The sequence below is a fragment of the Burkholderia stabilis genome, from assembly GCF_001742165.1.
GTDB lineage: Bacteria > Pseudomonadota > Gammaproteobacteria > Burkholderiales > Burkholderiaceae > Burkholderia > Burkholderia stabilis.
This window is the reverse complement of the sequence record NZ_CP016443.1, coordinates 2,188,627-2,202,521: the sequence shown is the minus strand read 5'-3', so window position 1 is coordinate 2,202,521 and position 13,895 is coordinate 2,188,627. Positions and strand designations below refer to the sequence as shown.

The window sequence follows — 13,895 nt, the reverse complement described above, 5'->3', positions numbered from 1 at the left end:
GACGAGCTTTGTCAGTCGAAACGGTGCAAGGCAGGGCTCTGCCCGCTGGTTCGTGGTGGATGGTCGACGCGGTATAGGGTGCGTAGCCAATACCGGATAGCGAACCTGGATGACATATCGACTTTCTTCCCGATACAGATAGCGTCCCCTTGTGGATATCCGTAAAAACACGCTCTGTCACGACTGTGCGTCGCACAGGGTAAACACCGTAAACAATGAGAATTTCAGCCAAATTCACGTAGAACAAGCTTCATATCGCCGTTCCATCCCGATTCCGGCCCCGGCCACCCCATCGTCCACGCCCCCATCGTTCTTCCCGCTTGCGCTCAAAAATTGAGCGGTCTAGACTGCATCGCAGTTTCATCGAAGTCCCGTCTTACGCGCACCGCGCCGGCACCCCGGCGCGGCGCCATCCACCGGACGCCGGCGGCCGCCCGCCGCGTCGAGACCTTCAAGGACCCGCCATGAACCGCACTGCAAAGCTTTTCGTTACCGCGCTGGCGTTCGCGCCGCTCGTGTCGTTCGCGCAGGACACGTCGACGATCCGCTGGGGCATCGATCCCACGTATCCGCCGTTCGAGGCGAAGCAGCCCGACGGCTCGCTCGCCGGCTTCGACATCGATCTGCGCAATGCGATCTGCGAGGAACTGCGCGCGAAGTGCGTGTGGGTCGAGCAGGGTTTCGACGGGATGATCCCGGCGCTGCGCGCGCGCAAGTTCGACGTGATCATGTCCGCGATGACGGCCACCGACGAGCGGCTCAAGCAGATCGACTTCTCGAACAAGCTGTATGCGTCGCCGGGCGCGCTCGTCGCGCCGGCCGGCTCGAAGTTGCTGCCGACCGCCGCGTCGCTCGCGGGCAAGCGCATCGGGATCGACCAGGGCACGACACAGGAGGCGTACGCGAAGGCCGAATGGGCGACCAAGGGCGTGACGATCGTGTCGTATCAGAACCAGGACCAGGTGTACCAGGATCTCGTCAATGGCCGCCTCGACGCGACCTTCCAGGACAAGACGCAGGCCGGCTATTCGTTCCTGAAGACGCCGCGCGGCAAGGGCTACGCGTTCGCGGGCCCCGACGTGACCGACGTGCGCATCACCGGCTACGGCGTCGCGATGGGGCTGCGCAAGGGCGACGCCGACATGAAGAAGCGGCTGAACGACGCGATCGTCGCGATCCGCGCGAACGGCACGTACCAGAAGATCGCCGCGAAATACTTCGACTTCGACATCTACGGCGCGAAGCAAGTGGCCTCCGCACCGTGACTCCACGATTCATTCATCCGACAGGCACACCATGACGAGTATCCAGGATCGCGTCGCGCAAGCCGTGACGCCTGAACTGATCGCCGCGTTCCGCGAGGAAGGCGCGGTCTGCATCAAGGGCATCTTTTCGCCCGACGAAGTGGCCGCGCTGCGGGCCGGCATCGACGCGAATCTCGCGCAGCCGAGCGAGCGCGCGAAAGTCGCGAGCCGGCCCGACGATCCGGGCTGGTTCTTCGAGGATTTCTGCAACTGGCAGCACAACGACGCATACCGCGATTTCATCGTGCGCTCGCCGGCGCCGTCGGTGGCCGCCGCGCTGATGGGCACGGAGAGCGTGCGGCTGCATCACGACCACCTGCTCGTGAAGGAGCCCGGCACGCGGCAGCGCACGCCGTGGCACCAGGATCAGCCGTACTACAACATCGAAGGCGACGACAACGTCAGCATGTGGATTCCGGTCGATCCGGTGCCGCTCGAATCGACGCTGGAATTCGTCGCGGGCTCGCATCTCGGGCCGTGGCTGATGCCGCGCACGTTCATGGACAAGGAAGCGAAGTGGTTCCCGGAAGGCAGCCTCGCGGATCTGCCCGACATCGAAGCCGATCGCGCGGCGTTCCCGATCCGCCACTGGGCGCTCGAGCCCGGCGACATGGTGTGTTTCCGGATGCTCACGCTGCATGCGTCGGGCGGCACGCAGAACCGCCGGCGTGCATTCTCGATCCGCTTCGTCGGCGACGATATTCGTCACGCGCCGCGCCGCTGGAAGACGTCGCCGGATTTCCCGGGGCTCTCGGATCAGTTGCCCGACGGCGCGGTGCTCGAACACCCGCTGTTTCCAGTCGTGTGGTCGCGCGGCGCGGGGCAGGCCGGCGCGATCTGACCGGCGCGCATGACGCACGCGGCGGCCGTTTCATGACGAAGCGGCCGCCGCGCTTTTTTATGCGCTGCGCGATGAAGAATCAGGTCGGATGACGCCCCGCGCCCGGCTTGAAGCGCGAGCCGAGCCGGTAGCGGTTGCCCGGATGCAGGAAATGCACGAACGTGACGGGCAGCCCGTTCGTCCAGGTGCGGCGCGTGAGCGTGAGGCATGGCTCGTCGGCGCGCATGTCGAGCAGCCGCGCCTGTTCGCCGGTCGGCAGCGACGCATCGACGACGTGTTCGATCTCCAGTTCGTAGTGCGACACGTTGTTGAACAGGTACTCGGACGGCGGCTCGGTCTGGAAATCCTGGTCGATGAAGCCGGGTGCGGCGGCCGGGTTCACGTAGCGGTCCTCGAGCTGGATCGGGCGGCCGTTTTCCTCATGCACGCAGACCACATGAAAGACCGGCGTGTTGACCGGCAGCCCGAACGCGGCCGCGACGTCGAACGACGCGGGCTCGCTCGACTGGCTGAGCACGCGGCAGCGATATTCGTGCCCGCGCGCGCGGATTTCGTCGCGGATGTGCGCGATCATCAACAGGTTCGACTGAGGCTTCACCTCGGCGACGAAGGTGCCGACGCCCGCGATGCGCTTGAGCACACCCTCTTCGGTCAGTTCGCGCAGCGCGCGGTTGACCGTCATGCGCGCGACGCCGAACTGCGCGGCGAGATCGAGCTCCGACGGAATGCGGTCCCCGGGGCGCCAGTCGCCCGACTCGACGTTCTGGCGAACGAGCGTCTTGATCTGCTGGAACGGTGCGGTGGCCTTCGTGACCATCGGGGGTCCTTGCGCGAAGAAGTGACGGTTCTAGTCGTCGTGGCTGACGATGACCAGGATCTCTGCCTGCGCGGCGCCGAGGCTGCGCGTGCGGTGCGGGATGAGTGCGTTGAAATAGACCGAATCGCCGGTCTTGAGTTGCACCGTCTCGTTCGGAAATTCGATTTCGACGCGCCCCTTGTGGACGAACAGGAATTCCTCGCCTTCGTGCTCGCGGAACGTCGACGCGACGAATTCGTGCGGCGGATGCACGACGAACGGCAGCATCTTCTTCGGCGCGACGCCGGCCGCGATGCTTTCGAAGCGGTGCGCGTGGCTGTCGGCCGCCGCGCCCATCGCGGTGCGCTCGCCGGCGCGCGTGACCGTGATCAGCTCGCGATTGCTGCTTTCCGAAAACAGCTGCTCGACGTCGACATTCAGCGCCTTCGACAGCTTCAGCGCGACCGCGATCGACGGCACGCTCAGGCCGCGCTCGACTTTCGACAGATAGCTCTTGGTGAGGCCGGTCTCGTCGGCCAGCACATCGAGCGTCCAGCCCTTCTGTTTTCTCAGCAGTTTCAGGCGAATCGTCATGGGGCGCCAGGTGTCCTTCGAAAAACCGATTGTAACGCATGACACAAAGTGTCCTGTGGTGTATCGTGTGTCCTGAATCTCCGGGGAAACGGCCGCGGACGGCGCGGCAGACCCGATCCATTCAGGAGGCGAACATGGCGGAAACGCTGAACTTGACGAAGGAAGCGCTGGTCGCGCTGGCGGAGCGGCGCCTTGAAAACGAGGTGGGCGACAGCGGCTGGTCGGCGCGGCAGAAGCTTGCGCTGACGTGCCGGATCCTGTTCGACGCGGGCCACGACTCGGGCCTTGCCGGGCAGATCACCTGCCGCGCGGGCGACGCCGGCACGTACTACACGCAGCGCCTCGGGCTCGGCTTCGACGAAATCTCGGCCGCGAACCTGCTGCGCGTCGACGAGGATCTCGAGGTGGTGGACGGCGAAGGCATCCCGAACCCGGCCAACCGGTTCCATACGTGGATCTATCGCGAGCGCCCGGACGTGAACTGCATCATCCACACGCATCCGGCGCATGTCGCGGCGCTGTCGATGCTCGAGCAGCCGCTCGTCGTGTCGCACATGGATACCTGCCCGCTCTACGACGATTGCGCGTTCCTGAAGGACTGGCCCGGCGTGCCGGTCGGCAACGAGGAGGGCGAGATCATCTCGAAGGCGCTCGGCGGCAAGCGCGCGATCCTGCTGTCGCATCACGGCCAGTTGGTGGTCGGCAAGACGATCGAGGAGGCGTGCATCCTCGCGCTGCTGATCGAGCGCGCCGCGAAGCTGCAACTGCTCGCAATGTCGGCCGGCGAGATCCGGCCGGTTCCGCCGGCGCTGGCGCGGGAAGCGCACGACTGGATTTCGAAGCCGAAGCGCGATGCCGTGACGTTCGACTATTACGCGCGCCGCGCATTGCGCACGCACCGCGACTGCGTCGCCTGAACGGGCGTATCGCGCCTGCCGCATTCACGAATCATTGTGGAGTTCACATCGTGTCAATCCTGCTGAAAGGCATCATTGCCTACCCGGTCACGCCGTTTTCCGCCGATGGCGGCGTCGACCTGAAAGCGCTCGACGCGCTGATCGAGCGCCTGATCGCCGACGGCGTTCACGCGATCGCGCCGCTGGGCAGTACCGGCGAGAGCGCGTACCTGTCCGACGCCGAATGGGAAGCGGTCGCCACCGCGTCGATTCGCGCGGTGCGCCGGCGCGTGCCGACCGTCGTCGGCATCTCCGATCTCACCACCGCAGGCGCGGTGCGCCGCGCGCGCTTCGCCGAACAGGCTGGCGCCGATGCGGTGATGGTGCTGCCGGTGTCGTACTGGACGCTCGGCAACGACGAGATCGTCGCGCACTATCGCGCGATCGGCGACGCCATCGGCATTCCCGTCATGCTGTACAACAACCCGGCGACGAGCGGCGTCGACATGTCGCCCGACCTGATCGCGACGATCTGCCGGACGGTCGACAACGTCACGATGGTCAAGGAGAGCACCGGCGACATCGGGCGGATGCACCGGCTCGCGCAGTTGAGCGACGGGACGATCCCGTTCTACAACGGCAGCAACCCGATGGCGCTCGCCGCGCTGGCCGCAGGCGCGGCCGGATGGTGTACCGCCGCGCCGAACCTGAATGCCGCGTTGCCGCTCGCGCTGTATGACGCGATGCAGTCGGGCGACGTGGCGCGCGCCAGGGCGGTCTTTCATGCGCAGTTGCCGCTGCTGCAGTTCATCGTCAACGGCGGGCTGCCGGTGACCGTGAAGGCCGGCTTGCGGCTGCGCGGCTTCGACGCCGGCGAACCGAGGAAACCGCTGCTGCCGCTGGGCGACGCACGCACCCGCGAGCTCGAACGCCTGCTCGCGGCATTGCCGGGCGACGTGACGGCATGAGCGGCGAAGCACGGCCGGCGATCGCGGTCAGCATCGGCGCGGTGCGGATCGGCGCAAGCCGGCCGCTTGCTGGCACGCCGCACGCGAGCGCGATCGACAAGCGGGCGGTCGATTCGCGTTTATGGCTGGGTACGCTCGGTTTTGCCGGCGACGAGCAGGCCGATTCGCGACATCATGGCGGCCCCGACAAGGCCGTCCACCACTACGCGCACGACCACTATGCGTGGTGGTCCGCGCAGATCGGCGCGCGCGACGTGCTCGCGCAACCGGGCGCGTTCGGCGAAAACCTGTCGACGCAGGGCGTGACCGAACACGATGTGTGTCTCGGCGACGTGTTCACGGTGGGCGGCGCGGTGCTGCAGGTGTCGCAGTCGCGGCAGCCGTGCTGGAAGCTGAACGCGCGCTTCGATCATCCGCGGATGGCCGCGCTCGTGCAGCAAAGCGGCCGGACCGGCTGGTACTACCGCGTGCTGCACGAAGGCTGGGTGGCGCCGGGCGACGTGCTGGCGCTGCATGAGCGCCGGCATCCGCAATGGCCGCTGTCGGCGGTGCTCGACGTGCTGTACCGGCGCACGCTCGACATGGCCGCGCTCGATGCGCTGTGCGACGTTCCGGCATTGCCGCCCGGATGGCGCAAGATGCTCGACAAGCGCCGCGCCGAACGGCAGGTCGAAGACTGGACGAAGCGGCTCGAAGGATGACGAGCCGCGCCGTGGCTTACCTGGCCGGCAGGTCCCGCACGTCGGCCGTCGGCTCGGCGCCGAACGCGTCGCTCAGCGCAAAGCCGATCAGCTGTCGAGCGGCTGCCTCGGGCGTCGAGAGCGCGCCGCTTGCCTTCAGCTGGTCGAATTTCTCGCGCAGCGGGAAGTGGTCTTCGCTGGTCGAGCGGATCGTCGCCTGCATGCCGGTGTCGACGACGCCCGGCGCGACGCTGCAGATCCGCAGCGCGCGGTTCGCGTCGAGTGCGACCGCGCGCGCATGGTGATCGAGCGCGGCCTTGGTCGCGCAGTAGATGCTCCAGCCCGCGTACGCGTTACGCGCCGCGCCGCTCGACAGATGCAGGATCCGGCATTCGGTGGGGGCGGACGCCGCCTGTGCGAGCGCGGCCGACAGCATCAGCGGCGCCGCGACGTTCAGGCCGACCGCGCGGGCGACGATCGCCGGGTCCTGCGCGGCGAGCGCGCCGATCGGATCGACGATGCCCGCGTTGTTGAACAGCAGCACGATCGATGCGCCGTCGACGAAGTTGCGCAGCGTATCGCCGGCCAGCCACGCCGCGACGGCGGACGAATCCGACAGGTCGAGTTCGACTTCGCTGAAACGATCGCCGGCTTGCGACGCGAGCGACGGATGACGGCTGCGCGACACGCCGAGCACGGCGATGCCTTCCTGCAGCAGTTGGTCGGCGAGCGAGGCGCCGAGGCCGCGCGTGTGTCCCGTGACGATGGCGCGCACATGCGGTGCGGAAGAGGATGCAGTCATGACGGTGAACCGGTGAAAGTGTGAACGGGCGAGCGGTATTGACGGGCGGCGCGCAGGCGTGGCGGTAGTACGGGCTGGGTGGGTGAAGCGTGGTATCGCCGCGCGAGTGCGGTTGCATGCGCGGCGGACGCGCGTGGCGCCGCGGGTGCTCGCGTGAGCGCATATCGTAGCGCCGGCATGCGCGTCGCGCAAACGCAGGTGCGATTCCTGCGCATGCGGTCGCAAGCGGTTGCGCGTGCGGCCGGCGAATTCGCGCGTGCCGCGCGCCAGCATCGCGGCGCGGCCGATACGTTGGACGAAAGCGGCTGCGGCAAGTGCGCGCGATGGCGCGGCGAACGGTGCCGGCCGGGCGTCGCGAGCTATCATATGGCTCGCCCGTGCGCGATGCCGGACGGGCCGTGACCGTTTCCCTTCACCCGCTGCACGCTGCGAAGCCACTCATGAACACCACGCCGGATACGCCCACGCCACGCGCCCTTCGCGAACTCACGCCCCTCGAGGCCCGCATTCTCGGCGTGCTCGTCGAGAAGCAACACACGGTGCCGGACACCTACCCGCTGTCGCTGAACGCGCTGACTGCCGGCTGCAACCAGAAAACCGCGCGCTCGCCGGTGATGAGCGTCAGCGAGGACGAAGTGACGACCGCAATCGACGGGCTGAAGCACCTGAGCCTCGTGATGGAGGGCAGCAGCAGCCGCGTGCCGCGCTTCGAGCACAACGCGAACCGCGTGCTCGGCATCCCGAGCCAGGCAATCGCACTGTTGACGATCCTGCTGCTGCGCGGCCCGCAGACGGCCGCCGAACTGCGCCTGAACAGCGCTCGCCTGCACGGCTTCGCGGATATCTCGTCGGTCGAGGCGTTTCTCGACGAACTCGCGGCGCGTGCGCAGCCGCTCGTCGTCCGGTTGCCGCGTGCGCCGGGCGCGCGCGAGAACCGCTGGATGCACCTGATGTGCGGCGAGGTGAACGTGGCCGACTTCGCCAGCCCGGATACCGGCGGCGCGGATTCCGTGCCGCCTTCCGAGTTCGAAGCGCTGAAGGCGGAACAGAAGCGCCTTGCCGACGAAGTGGCGCGACTGAATGCGCTGGTTCAGCGGATGGCCACCGAGCTGGGCATCGACGTCGACGCGCAGGGCGACGCGAACTGACCGACACCTCGTTGTGACGCATGACCGGCGCGCATGCACGCGCGCCGCGCAGCAGGCGCCAATCGCCGTGACGCCGTCGCTACCAGCGGCACCCTGATTTCGCGGACGCGTCGACATCCGTCGCCCACGCGAAATCGGTCTTCTTGCCGGTCCGCGCGCTGGTGTAGGTCATCGAATAGACCACGGCGCCCTGGCTCATCATTTCGTATTCGCCGTTGATCTTGCCGTCGACCATTTCCCACCACGTCGTCGTGTATTGATACGGCCGGCCCTCCGCCAGTATTTCCTCGTCGCGATGCTTGAACAGCAGCGGGATGGCCGCCTTCGATTTCGCATACCGGACGACGCCTCCGGACCACCTGGCCACGTCGTCGTAGTACGTGCGCAATTCGAAGCGCACGGGCTTGTCGCCGTTCGTCCTGAAGCACAGCACTTCCGTGCTGACTTCGGCCGACGCGGGCAGCGCGATGCACAGCAGCAGGGCGGCAAGTGTTTTTCTCATGACGGTGCGTGAATGAGGCTGATGCATTTCAGCCGACGCTGATCCGTGTGGCGCCCGCATCGACGAGCCGGAACAGCAGATCCTCGACGGCCGTCTCGGGCGCGGAACCGAGATCCGCATTGACGCGCCACCCCTGTTCCGTGCGCACCGGTTCCGACAGGTAGTGCACGATGCCGTGCAGCCCGTCTTCGGCCGGCGCGTTTTCGTCGTCGACATCGAACCATGCGAGGAACCACGTCTTGAATGCATCGATCGCCGCGCTTTCGTCGAGACCGTCGGCCTCGATCGTGGCCCAGTCCCATACGAACGGATGGATCGACACGGCTGCCGTTTCGAGGTCGAACGCGAGCGGCTTGAAATCCAGCTGTGAGGTCGAATCGATCATCGCGGGCTGGCCGGCCGATTCGCCTTCGGCTGCGATGGTGTCGGCGCGGCACGGCAGCGCGAGCGGCCCTTCGGTGGCGAGCGTGCCGTCGGCGCGCCGGTAGGCCGGCTCGACGATCACGGCCGGTTGCGCCGCGGCTTTCGCGAGCAGGTCGGCGTAGGGTTGGCGGATGGCGCGGAGCAGTTCGGATACGGTCATCGTGGCGTGTCGGTTGAGCGTGGAACGATCGGTCACAGGCAGGCGGTGCGCCGTGCGGCCTGTGTCGCACGACGGGCCGCTTCGGTAACGGACAGTCGTGATCGTACGGCACTTCATTCGGGCGCGGACAGTCGGCCGAACGGCCGGGCCCCTGCATCGTCGCGCGACGGATTTAGACGTTTACTTTCAAACAACGGAAAACGCGCATCGATCGCGTTCCCGTTGTGCTTCAATGAAGCCCGGTTTGTACTCCTACTAAAATTACATATTCAGAACAGGCCGGATCATTCATTTACAGGAGACAGTCGATGGCTCGGAAACGGTATTGACGCGGCAATCGCGATGGTCTGCAACACCGCCGAACTTCCTTCGATGAACGCAGGTTATCCAAGGGGCCTTACCCATGTCCTCCCGACGTTTCATGATTGCCGCGGCCGCCGTGTCCGCCGCGCTGGCCATTGCTGCGCCGCCGGCCAGCGCCGGCGCGCCGGCCGTATCCGATCCGTTCTACACGTACGGCGGTTCCACGCCGTTGGCATCGATTCCACCGGGCACGGTGCTCAAGACGCGCAACGTCACCTATCACGTGGCCGGCATCCCGACCGCGCTGACCGCACAGCAATTGCTGTATCGCACCAATAACGCGCAGAACCAGCCGGTCGTCAACGTGACGTCGGTGATCCGGAGCGCGGTCAGCAACGGCCAGGCCATTTCATATCAGTCGGCCTACGATTCGCTGAACCCGTATGACGAGCCGTCGCAGGTGATCGCCGGGGATCGCGACGTCACCAAGGTCATCAACGTGGGCACGCTGCTGTACAGCGCGGAATCGATTCCGCTGTCGACGCTGCTGCTGCTCGGCTACAACATCATCGTGCCCGACACCGAAGGCCAGACGGCCGACTTCGCCGCCGGCCCCGAATACGGGATGACGACGCTCGATTCGATCCGCGCGGCGCTCAATACGCCGTCGACCGGCCTGAACCCGTCGAGCAAGGTCGCGATGATCGGTTATTCCGGCGGCGCGATCGCGACGAACTGGGCCGCGCAACTCGCGCCGAGCTATGCGCCCGACATCAACAAGCAGCTCGTCGGCGCGGCGGAAGGCGGCGTGCTGGTCGACCCCGCGCACAATCTGCGTTACGTCGACGGCAGCATCGTGTGGGGCGGCGTCGCCGCGGCCGCGCTCGCCGGATTGTCGCGAGGCTACAACTTCGACCTGACGCCGTATCTCAGCGATACCGGCGTCGCCGTGTTCAAGGACATCCAGAGCCAGTCGCTCGCGTACATCCTGCCGAAGTACACGGGGCTGCACTGGGCGACGCTGCTCAAGCCGCAATATGCAAACGACATCAACAGCATTCCCGCGTATGTGACGTATGCGAACAAGGTGAACGCCGGGCTGGCCGCGTCGCCGACGATCCCGATGTTCATCGGCCAGGGGACGGCCGGCGCGCTGGACGGTACGTTCAGCAGCCAGGTCGGCGACGGCGTGATGCTCGCGTACGATGTGCGCGCGCTGGCGCAGAAGTTCTGTTCGAGCGGTACGCCGGTCGTGTACTCCGAGTATCCGCTCGAGCATGCCGGCGCGATCGTGCCGTGGGTGGCCGGGATGCTGCCGTGGCTCTACGACCGCTTCAACGGGAAAGCCGCGCCGAGCAATTGCTGGCTGACGGCGCTGCTGCCGAGCAATTCGCTGGCGCCCGAAACGCTGCATTAGACGCGACGACGCGCGAAACGGCGAATGGCCGGGCGACCCTCGACGGGTCGCCTTTTTTCTTTCCGTGTCTTGACGTCTGTCGCGTTACCGCGTCCGCCGGCCGCCCGCTTTCCCTGCCGCGGCCCTCTGCCGCCTCTCCCGGGTGCCATAATCGAGCCTGCCCACAATTCCAGACGTCCCCCGGAGAATCACCATGCAGAACCTCGACAATCCTTCCCACGATCGCGAGGTAGGCAGCGCCGACGCGACGCAGGACACCACGCGTATCGACGACGTCCGCATCGGCGCCGTGCGTCCGCTGATTTCGCCCGCGCTGCTGCTGGACGAGCTGCCGGTGCCGGCCGCCACGCAGACGCTCGTCGAGGATACGCGCCGCGCGATCGGCGACATCCTGCACGGCCGCGACGACCGGCTGCTGCTCGTCGTCGGCCCGTGCTCGATCCACGATCACGACCAGGCGCTCGACTACGCGCGCCGCTTGAAGGTCGCGGCCGATGCGCTGAAGGACGACCTGCTGATCACGATGCGCGTCTACTTCGAGAAGCCGCGCACGACGGTCGGCTGGAAGGGGTACATCAACGATCCGCGCCTCGACGGCAGCTTCCGCATCAACGAAGGGCTGCGCGCCGCGCGGCAGTTGCTGCTCGACATCAACGCGCTCGGCCTGCCGGCCTCGACCGAATTCCTCGACCTGCTGAGCCCGCAATACATCGCCGACCTGATCGCGTGGGGCGCGATCGGCGCGCGTACGACCGAGAGCCAGAGCCATCGCCAGCTCGCATCGGGCCTGAGCTGCCCGATCGGCTTCAAGAACGGCACCGACGGCGGCGTGCAGGTCGCGTCGGACGCGATCGTCGCCGCGGCCGCGAGCCATGCGTTCATGGGGATGACGAAGATGGGGATGGCCGCGATCTTCGAGACGCGCGGCAACGACGACGCGCACGTGATCCTGCGCGGCGGCAAGAACGGTCCGAACTACGACGCCGCGCATGTCGAGGAATGCTGCGCGGTGCTGCGCAAGGCCGGGTTGCGCGAGCAGGTGATGGTCGACTGCTCGCACGCGAACTCGAACAAGTCGCACGAGCGGCAGATCGAGGTGGCGCAGGATCTCGCGCGGCAACTGTCGCAAGGCGAGCACCGGATCGTCGGCGTGATGGTCGAGAGCCATCTCGAGGCCGGGCGCCAGGACCTGAAGCCGGGCGTGCCGCTGAAGTACGGCGTGTCGATCACCGACGCGTGCCTGAGCTGGACGCAGACCGAGCCGGTGCTCGACGTGCTGGCCGAGGCGGTGCGGCATCGGCGCGTGTATTCGCGCAATGCGTGACGGCTGCTGCGTCATCGCGTCCGATGCAGCGTTGCGCGAGTGGCGCTAACATGGGCCGGTGCGATGCGTCGTGCGCGAGCCGCCGTGCTTCATGCGGCGCATGCACGGTGGCGGCGCGGCCGGCTGCCGATACCGACAACAATTCACCGGAGTACATAAAAGTATGGCGTTCTACAAAACCCTCATCGCAGCAACCGTCCTCGCATCGAGCGTCAGCGCGCACGCGCAGATCGCCGGCGCACAGCCGCTCAGCGTGACCGTCGAGCAATCGCAAGCACTGCTCGAAGGCTGGAGCGTGAAGAAAAGCGTGCTCGGCAAGGCCGTCTACAACGACGCGAACCAGAAGGTCGGCACCGTGCGTGACCTGATCGTCGCGCCGGACGGCTCGGTGTCGGCGGCGATCGTGTCGGCCGGTGGCTTCCTCGGCGTGGCCGCGCATGACGTCGCGGTGCCGATCGCGTCGCTCGACGTGCGCGGCGGCAACATCTACCTGCCGGGCGCGACGAAGGATGCGCTGAAGGCGACGCCGGCGTTCCAGTACGCGAAGGTGCCGTCGCCGCCGAAGCCGAAGAAGGTCGACGACAAGCACTGATCGTCGATGCATGGCGGCCCGGCGCGCGACGCGTCGGGTCCGGCCGGCCGCGGTGCCATGAATGGCGCCGCGTGTCGGCGTGATCGTTGGAACCCCCGCGCCGCACCGTGGTGGCGAATGGATTGCGTTGACGATCGATGACGTTACTGCTGTGCCCCTGGCGCGAACCGGTATCGTGATTCACGCCGTACCGCGAACGCCGGCGATCAACTTCCCGGCATCTTCCCGTCTACCCACACTGCGCTGAACCCGAACGCGACCGGCCCGCCCAGGAACACGCTGCCGGCGCCGTCCCATCGAACGGTGACGTCACCGCCGTCGCAGGTCACGCGCACGGTATCGTCCAGCAGCCCGCGCCGGATGCCGTTGACCACCGCACCGCACGAACACGATCCCGAACCGAGCGGCACGCCGCCGCCGCGCTCCCAGATGCGCAGGCGGATATGCGCGCGATCGATGACCTGAACGAAATGCACGTTGGTTTTCTGCGGAAACAGCGGATGTGTTTCGATCACGGCCCCGCGCGCTGCGACGTCGATCGTTTCGGCATCCTCGACGAAGAACGTGCAGTGCGGATTGCCCATGTTGCACGCGGCCGGCGCGCCGGGCAGCGGAAGGGCAAGCGTATCGACGGCTTCGGCGACGGGTACGTCCTGCCAGCCGACGCGCGGCACGCCCATCTCGACCGTGACCCGTCCGTGTGCGTCGTGCGAACAGTGCAGGCGCCCGCGATTCGTGCGCAGCACGACCGACGCAGCGCCGGTTTCCCGCATCACTTTCCATGCAACGCCGCGCGTCGCGCTGCCGCAAGTGTCGAGCGGCGAGCCGTCGGCGTTCCAGAACACGACGCGGGCCGCCGCGTCGTCGCAGTCCGACAGCACGGCGAGCTGGTTGAAGCCGATGCCGAGACGCCGGTCGCCCATGCGCCGCGCGAGGTCGCCGTCGACGACGTCCGCCTGATCCTGCCCGCGCAGGTCGATGACGGCGAAGTCGTCGCCGTTCGCGTTCATCTTCTGAAATCGGATTGGCATGGCGGTTCCGGAATCGAGGCAGGCAAACACTGTACGTGCCGCGCCGGCTGCGATCAATCACGGTCGGCGCGACGCGCGCAAGGCGCGGGGCTACGTAATTCTACGTAGCCCCGC

15 protein-coding genes are annotated in these 13,895 nt (G+C 66.9%); 9 read left to right on the top strand and 6 right to left on the bottom strand.

The features are described 5' to 3' along the window. Positions 1-464 precede the first annotated feature (464 nt). Entirely contained in the window at positions 465-1,265 is an 801-nt protein-coding gene (locus BBJ41_RS27675; RefSeq protein WP_069749390.1) for an ABC transporter substrate-binding protein, read from the top strand. Between the two features lie 31 nt (positions 1,266-1,296). Continuing rightward, on the top strand, positions 1,297-2,145 hold the full coding sequence (locus BBJ41_RS27670) for a phytanoyl-CoA dioxygenase family protein (RefSeq protein ID WP_069749389.1): 849 nt from the start codon (positions 1,297-1,299) through the stop codon (positions 2,143-2,145). A gap of 79 nt (positions 2,146-2,224) precedes the next feature. Here the strand turns inward: BBJ41_RS27670 and hutC are convergent, their stop codons facing one another. Both hutC and BBJ41_RS27660 read right to left on the bottom strand, forming a co-directional pair. After that, positions 2,225-2,962 carry a histidine utilization repressor gene (gene hutC, locus BBJ41_RS27665; protein ID WP_069749388.1) on the bottom strand — a complete coding sequence of 246 codons (738 nt, stop codon included), beginning with the start codon at positions 2,960-2,962 and terminating at the stop codon, positions 2,225-2,227. A gap of 30 nt (positions 2,963-2,992) precedes the next feature. Next, positions 2,993-3,535 carry a helix-turn-helix domain-containing protein gene (locus tag BBJ41_RS27660; RefSeq protein WP_047902171.1) on the bottom strand — a complete coding sequence of 181 codons (543 nt, stop codon included), beginning with the start codon at positions 3,533-3,535 and terminating at the stop codon, positions 2,993-2,995. A 134-nt stretch (positions 3,536-3,669) separates the two neighbouring features. On the opposite strand from BBJ41_RS27660, the gene BBJ41_RS27655 reads away from it, so the two are divergent. From BBJ41_RS27655 to BBJ41_RS27645, 3 genes are read left to right on the top strand one after another with little or no spacing between them, the layout of a single operon-like run. Then, the gene (locus tag BBJ41_RS27655) at positions 3,670-4,452 is read left to right on the top strand and encodes an aldolase (RefSeq protein ID WP_069749387.1); all 783 of its coding nucleotides are present in this window, start codon (positions 3,670-3,672) and stop codon (positions 4,450-4,452) included. 50 nt (positions 4,453-4,502) lie between these two features. Further along, on the top strand, positions 4,503-5,399 hold the full coding sequence (locus BBJ41_RS27650; RefSeq protein ID WP_069749386.1) for a dihydrodipicolinate synthase family protein: 897 nt from the start codon (positions 4,503-4,505) through the stop codon (positions 5,397-5,399). Then, positions 5,396-6,100: an MOSC domain-containing protein gene (locus BBJ41_RS27645; RefSeq protein ID WP_069749385.1), complete on the top strand. Its 705-nt coding sequence runs from the start codon at positions 5,396-5,398 to the stop codon at positions 6,098-6,100. The genes BBJ41_RS27650 and BBJ41_RS27645 overlap by 4 nt, the downstream gene beginning before the upstream one ends. A gap of 16 nt (positions 6,101-6,116) precedes the next feature. Here the strand turns inward: BBJ41_RS27645 and BBJ41_RS27640 are convergent, their stop codons facing one another. Then, a complete protein-coding gene (locus BBJ41_RS27640) occupies positions 6,117-6,881 on the bottom strand; it encodes an SDR family oxidoreductase (RefSeq protein ID WP_069749384.1) in 765 nt (254 codons plus the stop codon). 440 nt (positions 6,882-7,321) lie between these two features. Here BBJ41_RS27640 and BBJ41_RS27630 point away from each other — a divergent pair, with 440 nt between their 5' ends. Beyond that, positions 7,322-8,029, top strand: a complete 708-nt coding sequence (locus BBJ41_RS27630; protein WP_069749382.1) for a YceH family protein — start codon at positions 7,322-7,324, stop codon at positions 8,027-8,029. Between the two features lie 79 nt (positions 8,030-8,108). Here BBJ41_RS27630 and BBJ41_RS27625 read toward each other — a convergent pair whose 3' ends face one another. Both BBJ41_RS27625 and BBJ41_RS27620 read right to left on the bottom strand, forming a co-directional pair. Continuing rightward, a complete protein-coding gene (locus tag BBJ41_RS27625; protein WP_069749381.1) occupies positions 8,109-8,531 on the bottom strand; it encodes a hypothetical protein in 423 nt (140 codons plus the stop codon). Between the two features lie 28 nt (positions 8,532-8,559). Further along, positions 8,560-9,114: a hypothetical protein gene (locus BBJ41_RS27620; RefSeq protein ID WP_069749380.1), complete on the bottom strand. Its 555-nt coding sequence runs from the start codon at positions 9,112-9,114 to the stop codon at positions 8,560-8,562. 403 nt (positions 9,115-9,517) lie between these two features. Here BBJ41_RS27620 and BBJ41_RS27615 point away from each other — a divergent pair, with 403 nt between their 5' ends. From BBJ41_RS27615 to BBJ41_RS27605, 3 genes are all read left to right on the top strand, one after another. Further along, positions 9,518-10,834 carry a lipase family protein gene (locus tag BBJ41_RS27615; RefSeq protein WP_069749379.1) on the top strand — a complete coding sequence of 439 codons (1,317 nt, stop codon included), beginning with the start codon at positions 9,518-9,520 and terminating at the stop codon, positions 10,832-10,834. Positions 10,835-11,027: 193 nt separating this feature from the next. Beyond that, positions 11,028-12,158: a 3-deoxy-7-phosphoheptulonate synthase gene (locus tag BBJ41_RS27610; RefSeq protein ID WP_069749378.1), complete on the top strand. Its 1,131-nt coding sequence runs from the start codon at positions 11,028-11,030 to the stop codon at positions 12,156-12,158. 163 nt (positions 12,159-12,321) lie between these two features. Beyond that, on the top strand, positions 12,322-12,750 hold the full coding sequence (locus BBJ41_RS27605; protein ID WP_069749377.1) for a PRC-barrel domain-containing protein: 429 nt from the start codon (positions 12,322-12,324) through the stop codon (positions 12,748-12,750). A gap of 206 nt (positions 12,751-12,956) precedes the next feature. Here BBJ41_RS27605 and dapF read toward each other — a convergent pair whose 3' ends face one another. Then, entirely contained in the window at positions 12,957-13,781 is an 825-nt protein-coding gene (gene dapF, locus BBJ41_RS27600) for a diaminopimelate epimerase (RefSeq protein ID WP_069749376.1), read from the bottom strand. Positions 13,782-13,895 lie beyond the last annotated feature (114 nt).

Bases quoted from the DNA above. Each gene is read 5' to 3' on its own strand.
- BBJ41_RS27675 (WP_069749390.1), top strand. From the start codon at position 465: ATGAACCGCACTGCAAAGCTTTTCGTTACCGCGCTGGCGTTCGCGCCG.
- BBJ41_RS27670 (WP_069749389.1), top strand. From the start codon at position 1,297: ATGACGAGTATCCAGGATCGCGTCGCGCAAGCCGTGACGCCTGAACTG.
- hutC (WP_069749388.1), bottom strand. From the start codon at position 2,962: ATGGTCACGAAGGCCACCGCACCGTTCCAGCAGATCAAGACGCTCGTT.
- BBJ41_RS27660 (WP_047902171.1), bottom strand. From the start codon at position 3,535: ATGACGATTCGCCTGAAACTGCTGAGAAAACAGAAGGGCTGGACGCTC.
- BBJ41_RS27655 (WP_069749387.1), top strand. From the start codon at position 3,670: ATGGCGGAAACGCTGAACTTGACGAAGGAAGCGCTGGTCGCGCTGGCG.
- BBJ41_RS27645 (WP_069749385.1), top strand. From the start codon at position 5,396: ATGAGCGGCGAAGCACGGCCGGCGATCGCGGTCAGCATCGGCGCGGTG.
- BBJ41_RS27640 (WP_069749384.1), bottom strand. From the start codon at position 6,881: ATGACTGCATCCTCTTCCGCACCGCATGTGCGCGCCATCGTCACGGGA.
- BBJ41_RS27630 (WP_069749382.1), top strand. From the start codon at position 7,322: ATGAACACCACGCCGGATACGCCCACGCCACGCGCCCTTCGCGAACTC.
- BBJ41_RS27625 (WP_069749381.1), bottom strand. From the start codon at position 8,531: ATGAGAAAAACACTTGCCGCCCTGCTGCTGTGCATCGCGCTGCCCGCG.
- BBJ41_RS27620 (WP_069749380.1), bottom strand. From the start codon at position 9,114: ATGACCGTATCCGAACTGCTCCGCGCCATCCGCCAACCCTACGCCGAC.
- BBJ41_RS27615 (WP_069749379.1), top strand. From the start codon at position 9,518: ATGTCCTCCCGACGTTTCATGATTGCCGCGGCCGCCGTGTCCGCCGCG.
- BBJ41_RS27610 (WP_069749378.1), top strand. From the start codon at position 11,028: ATGCAGAACCTCGACAATCCTTCCCACGATCGCGAGGTAGGCAGCGCC.
- BBJ41_RS27605 (WP_069749377.1), top strand. From the start codon at position 12,322: ATGGCGTTCTACAAAACCCTCATCGCAGCAACCGTCCTCGCATCGAGC.
- dapF (WP_069749376.1), bottom strand. From the start codon at position 13,781: ATGCCAATCCGATTTCAGAAGATGAACGCGAACGGCGACGACTTCGCC.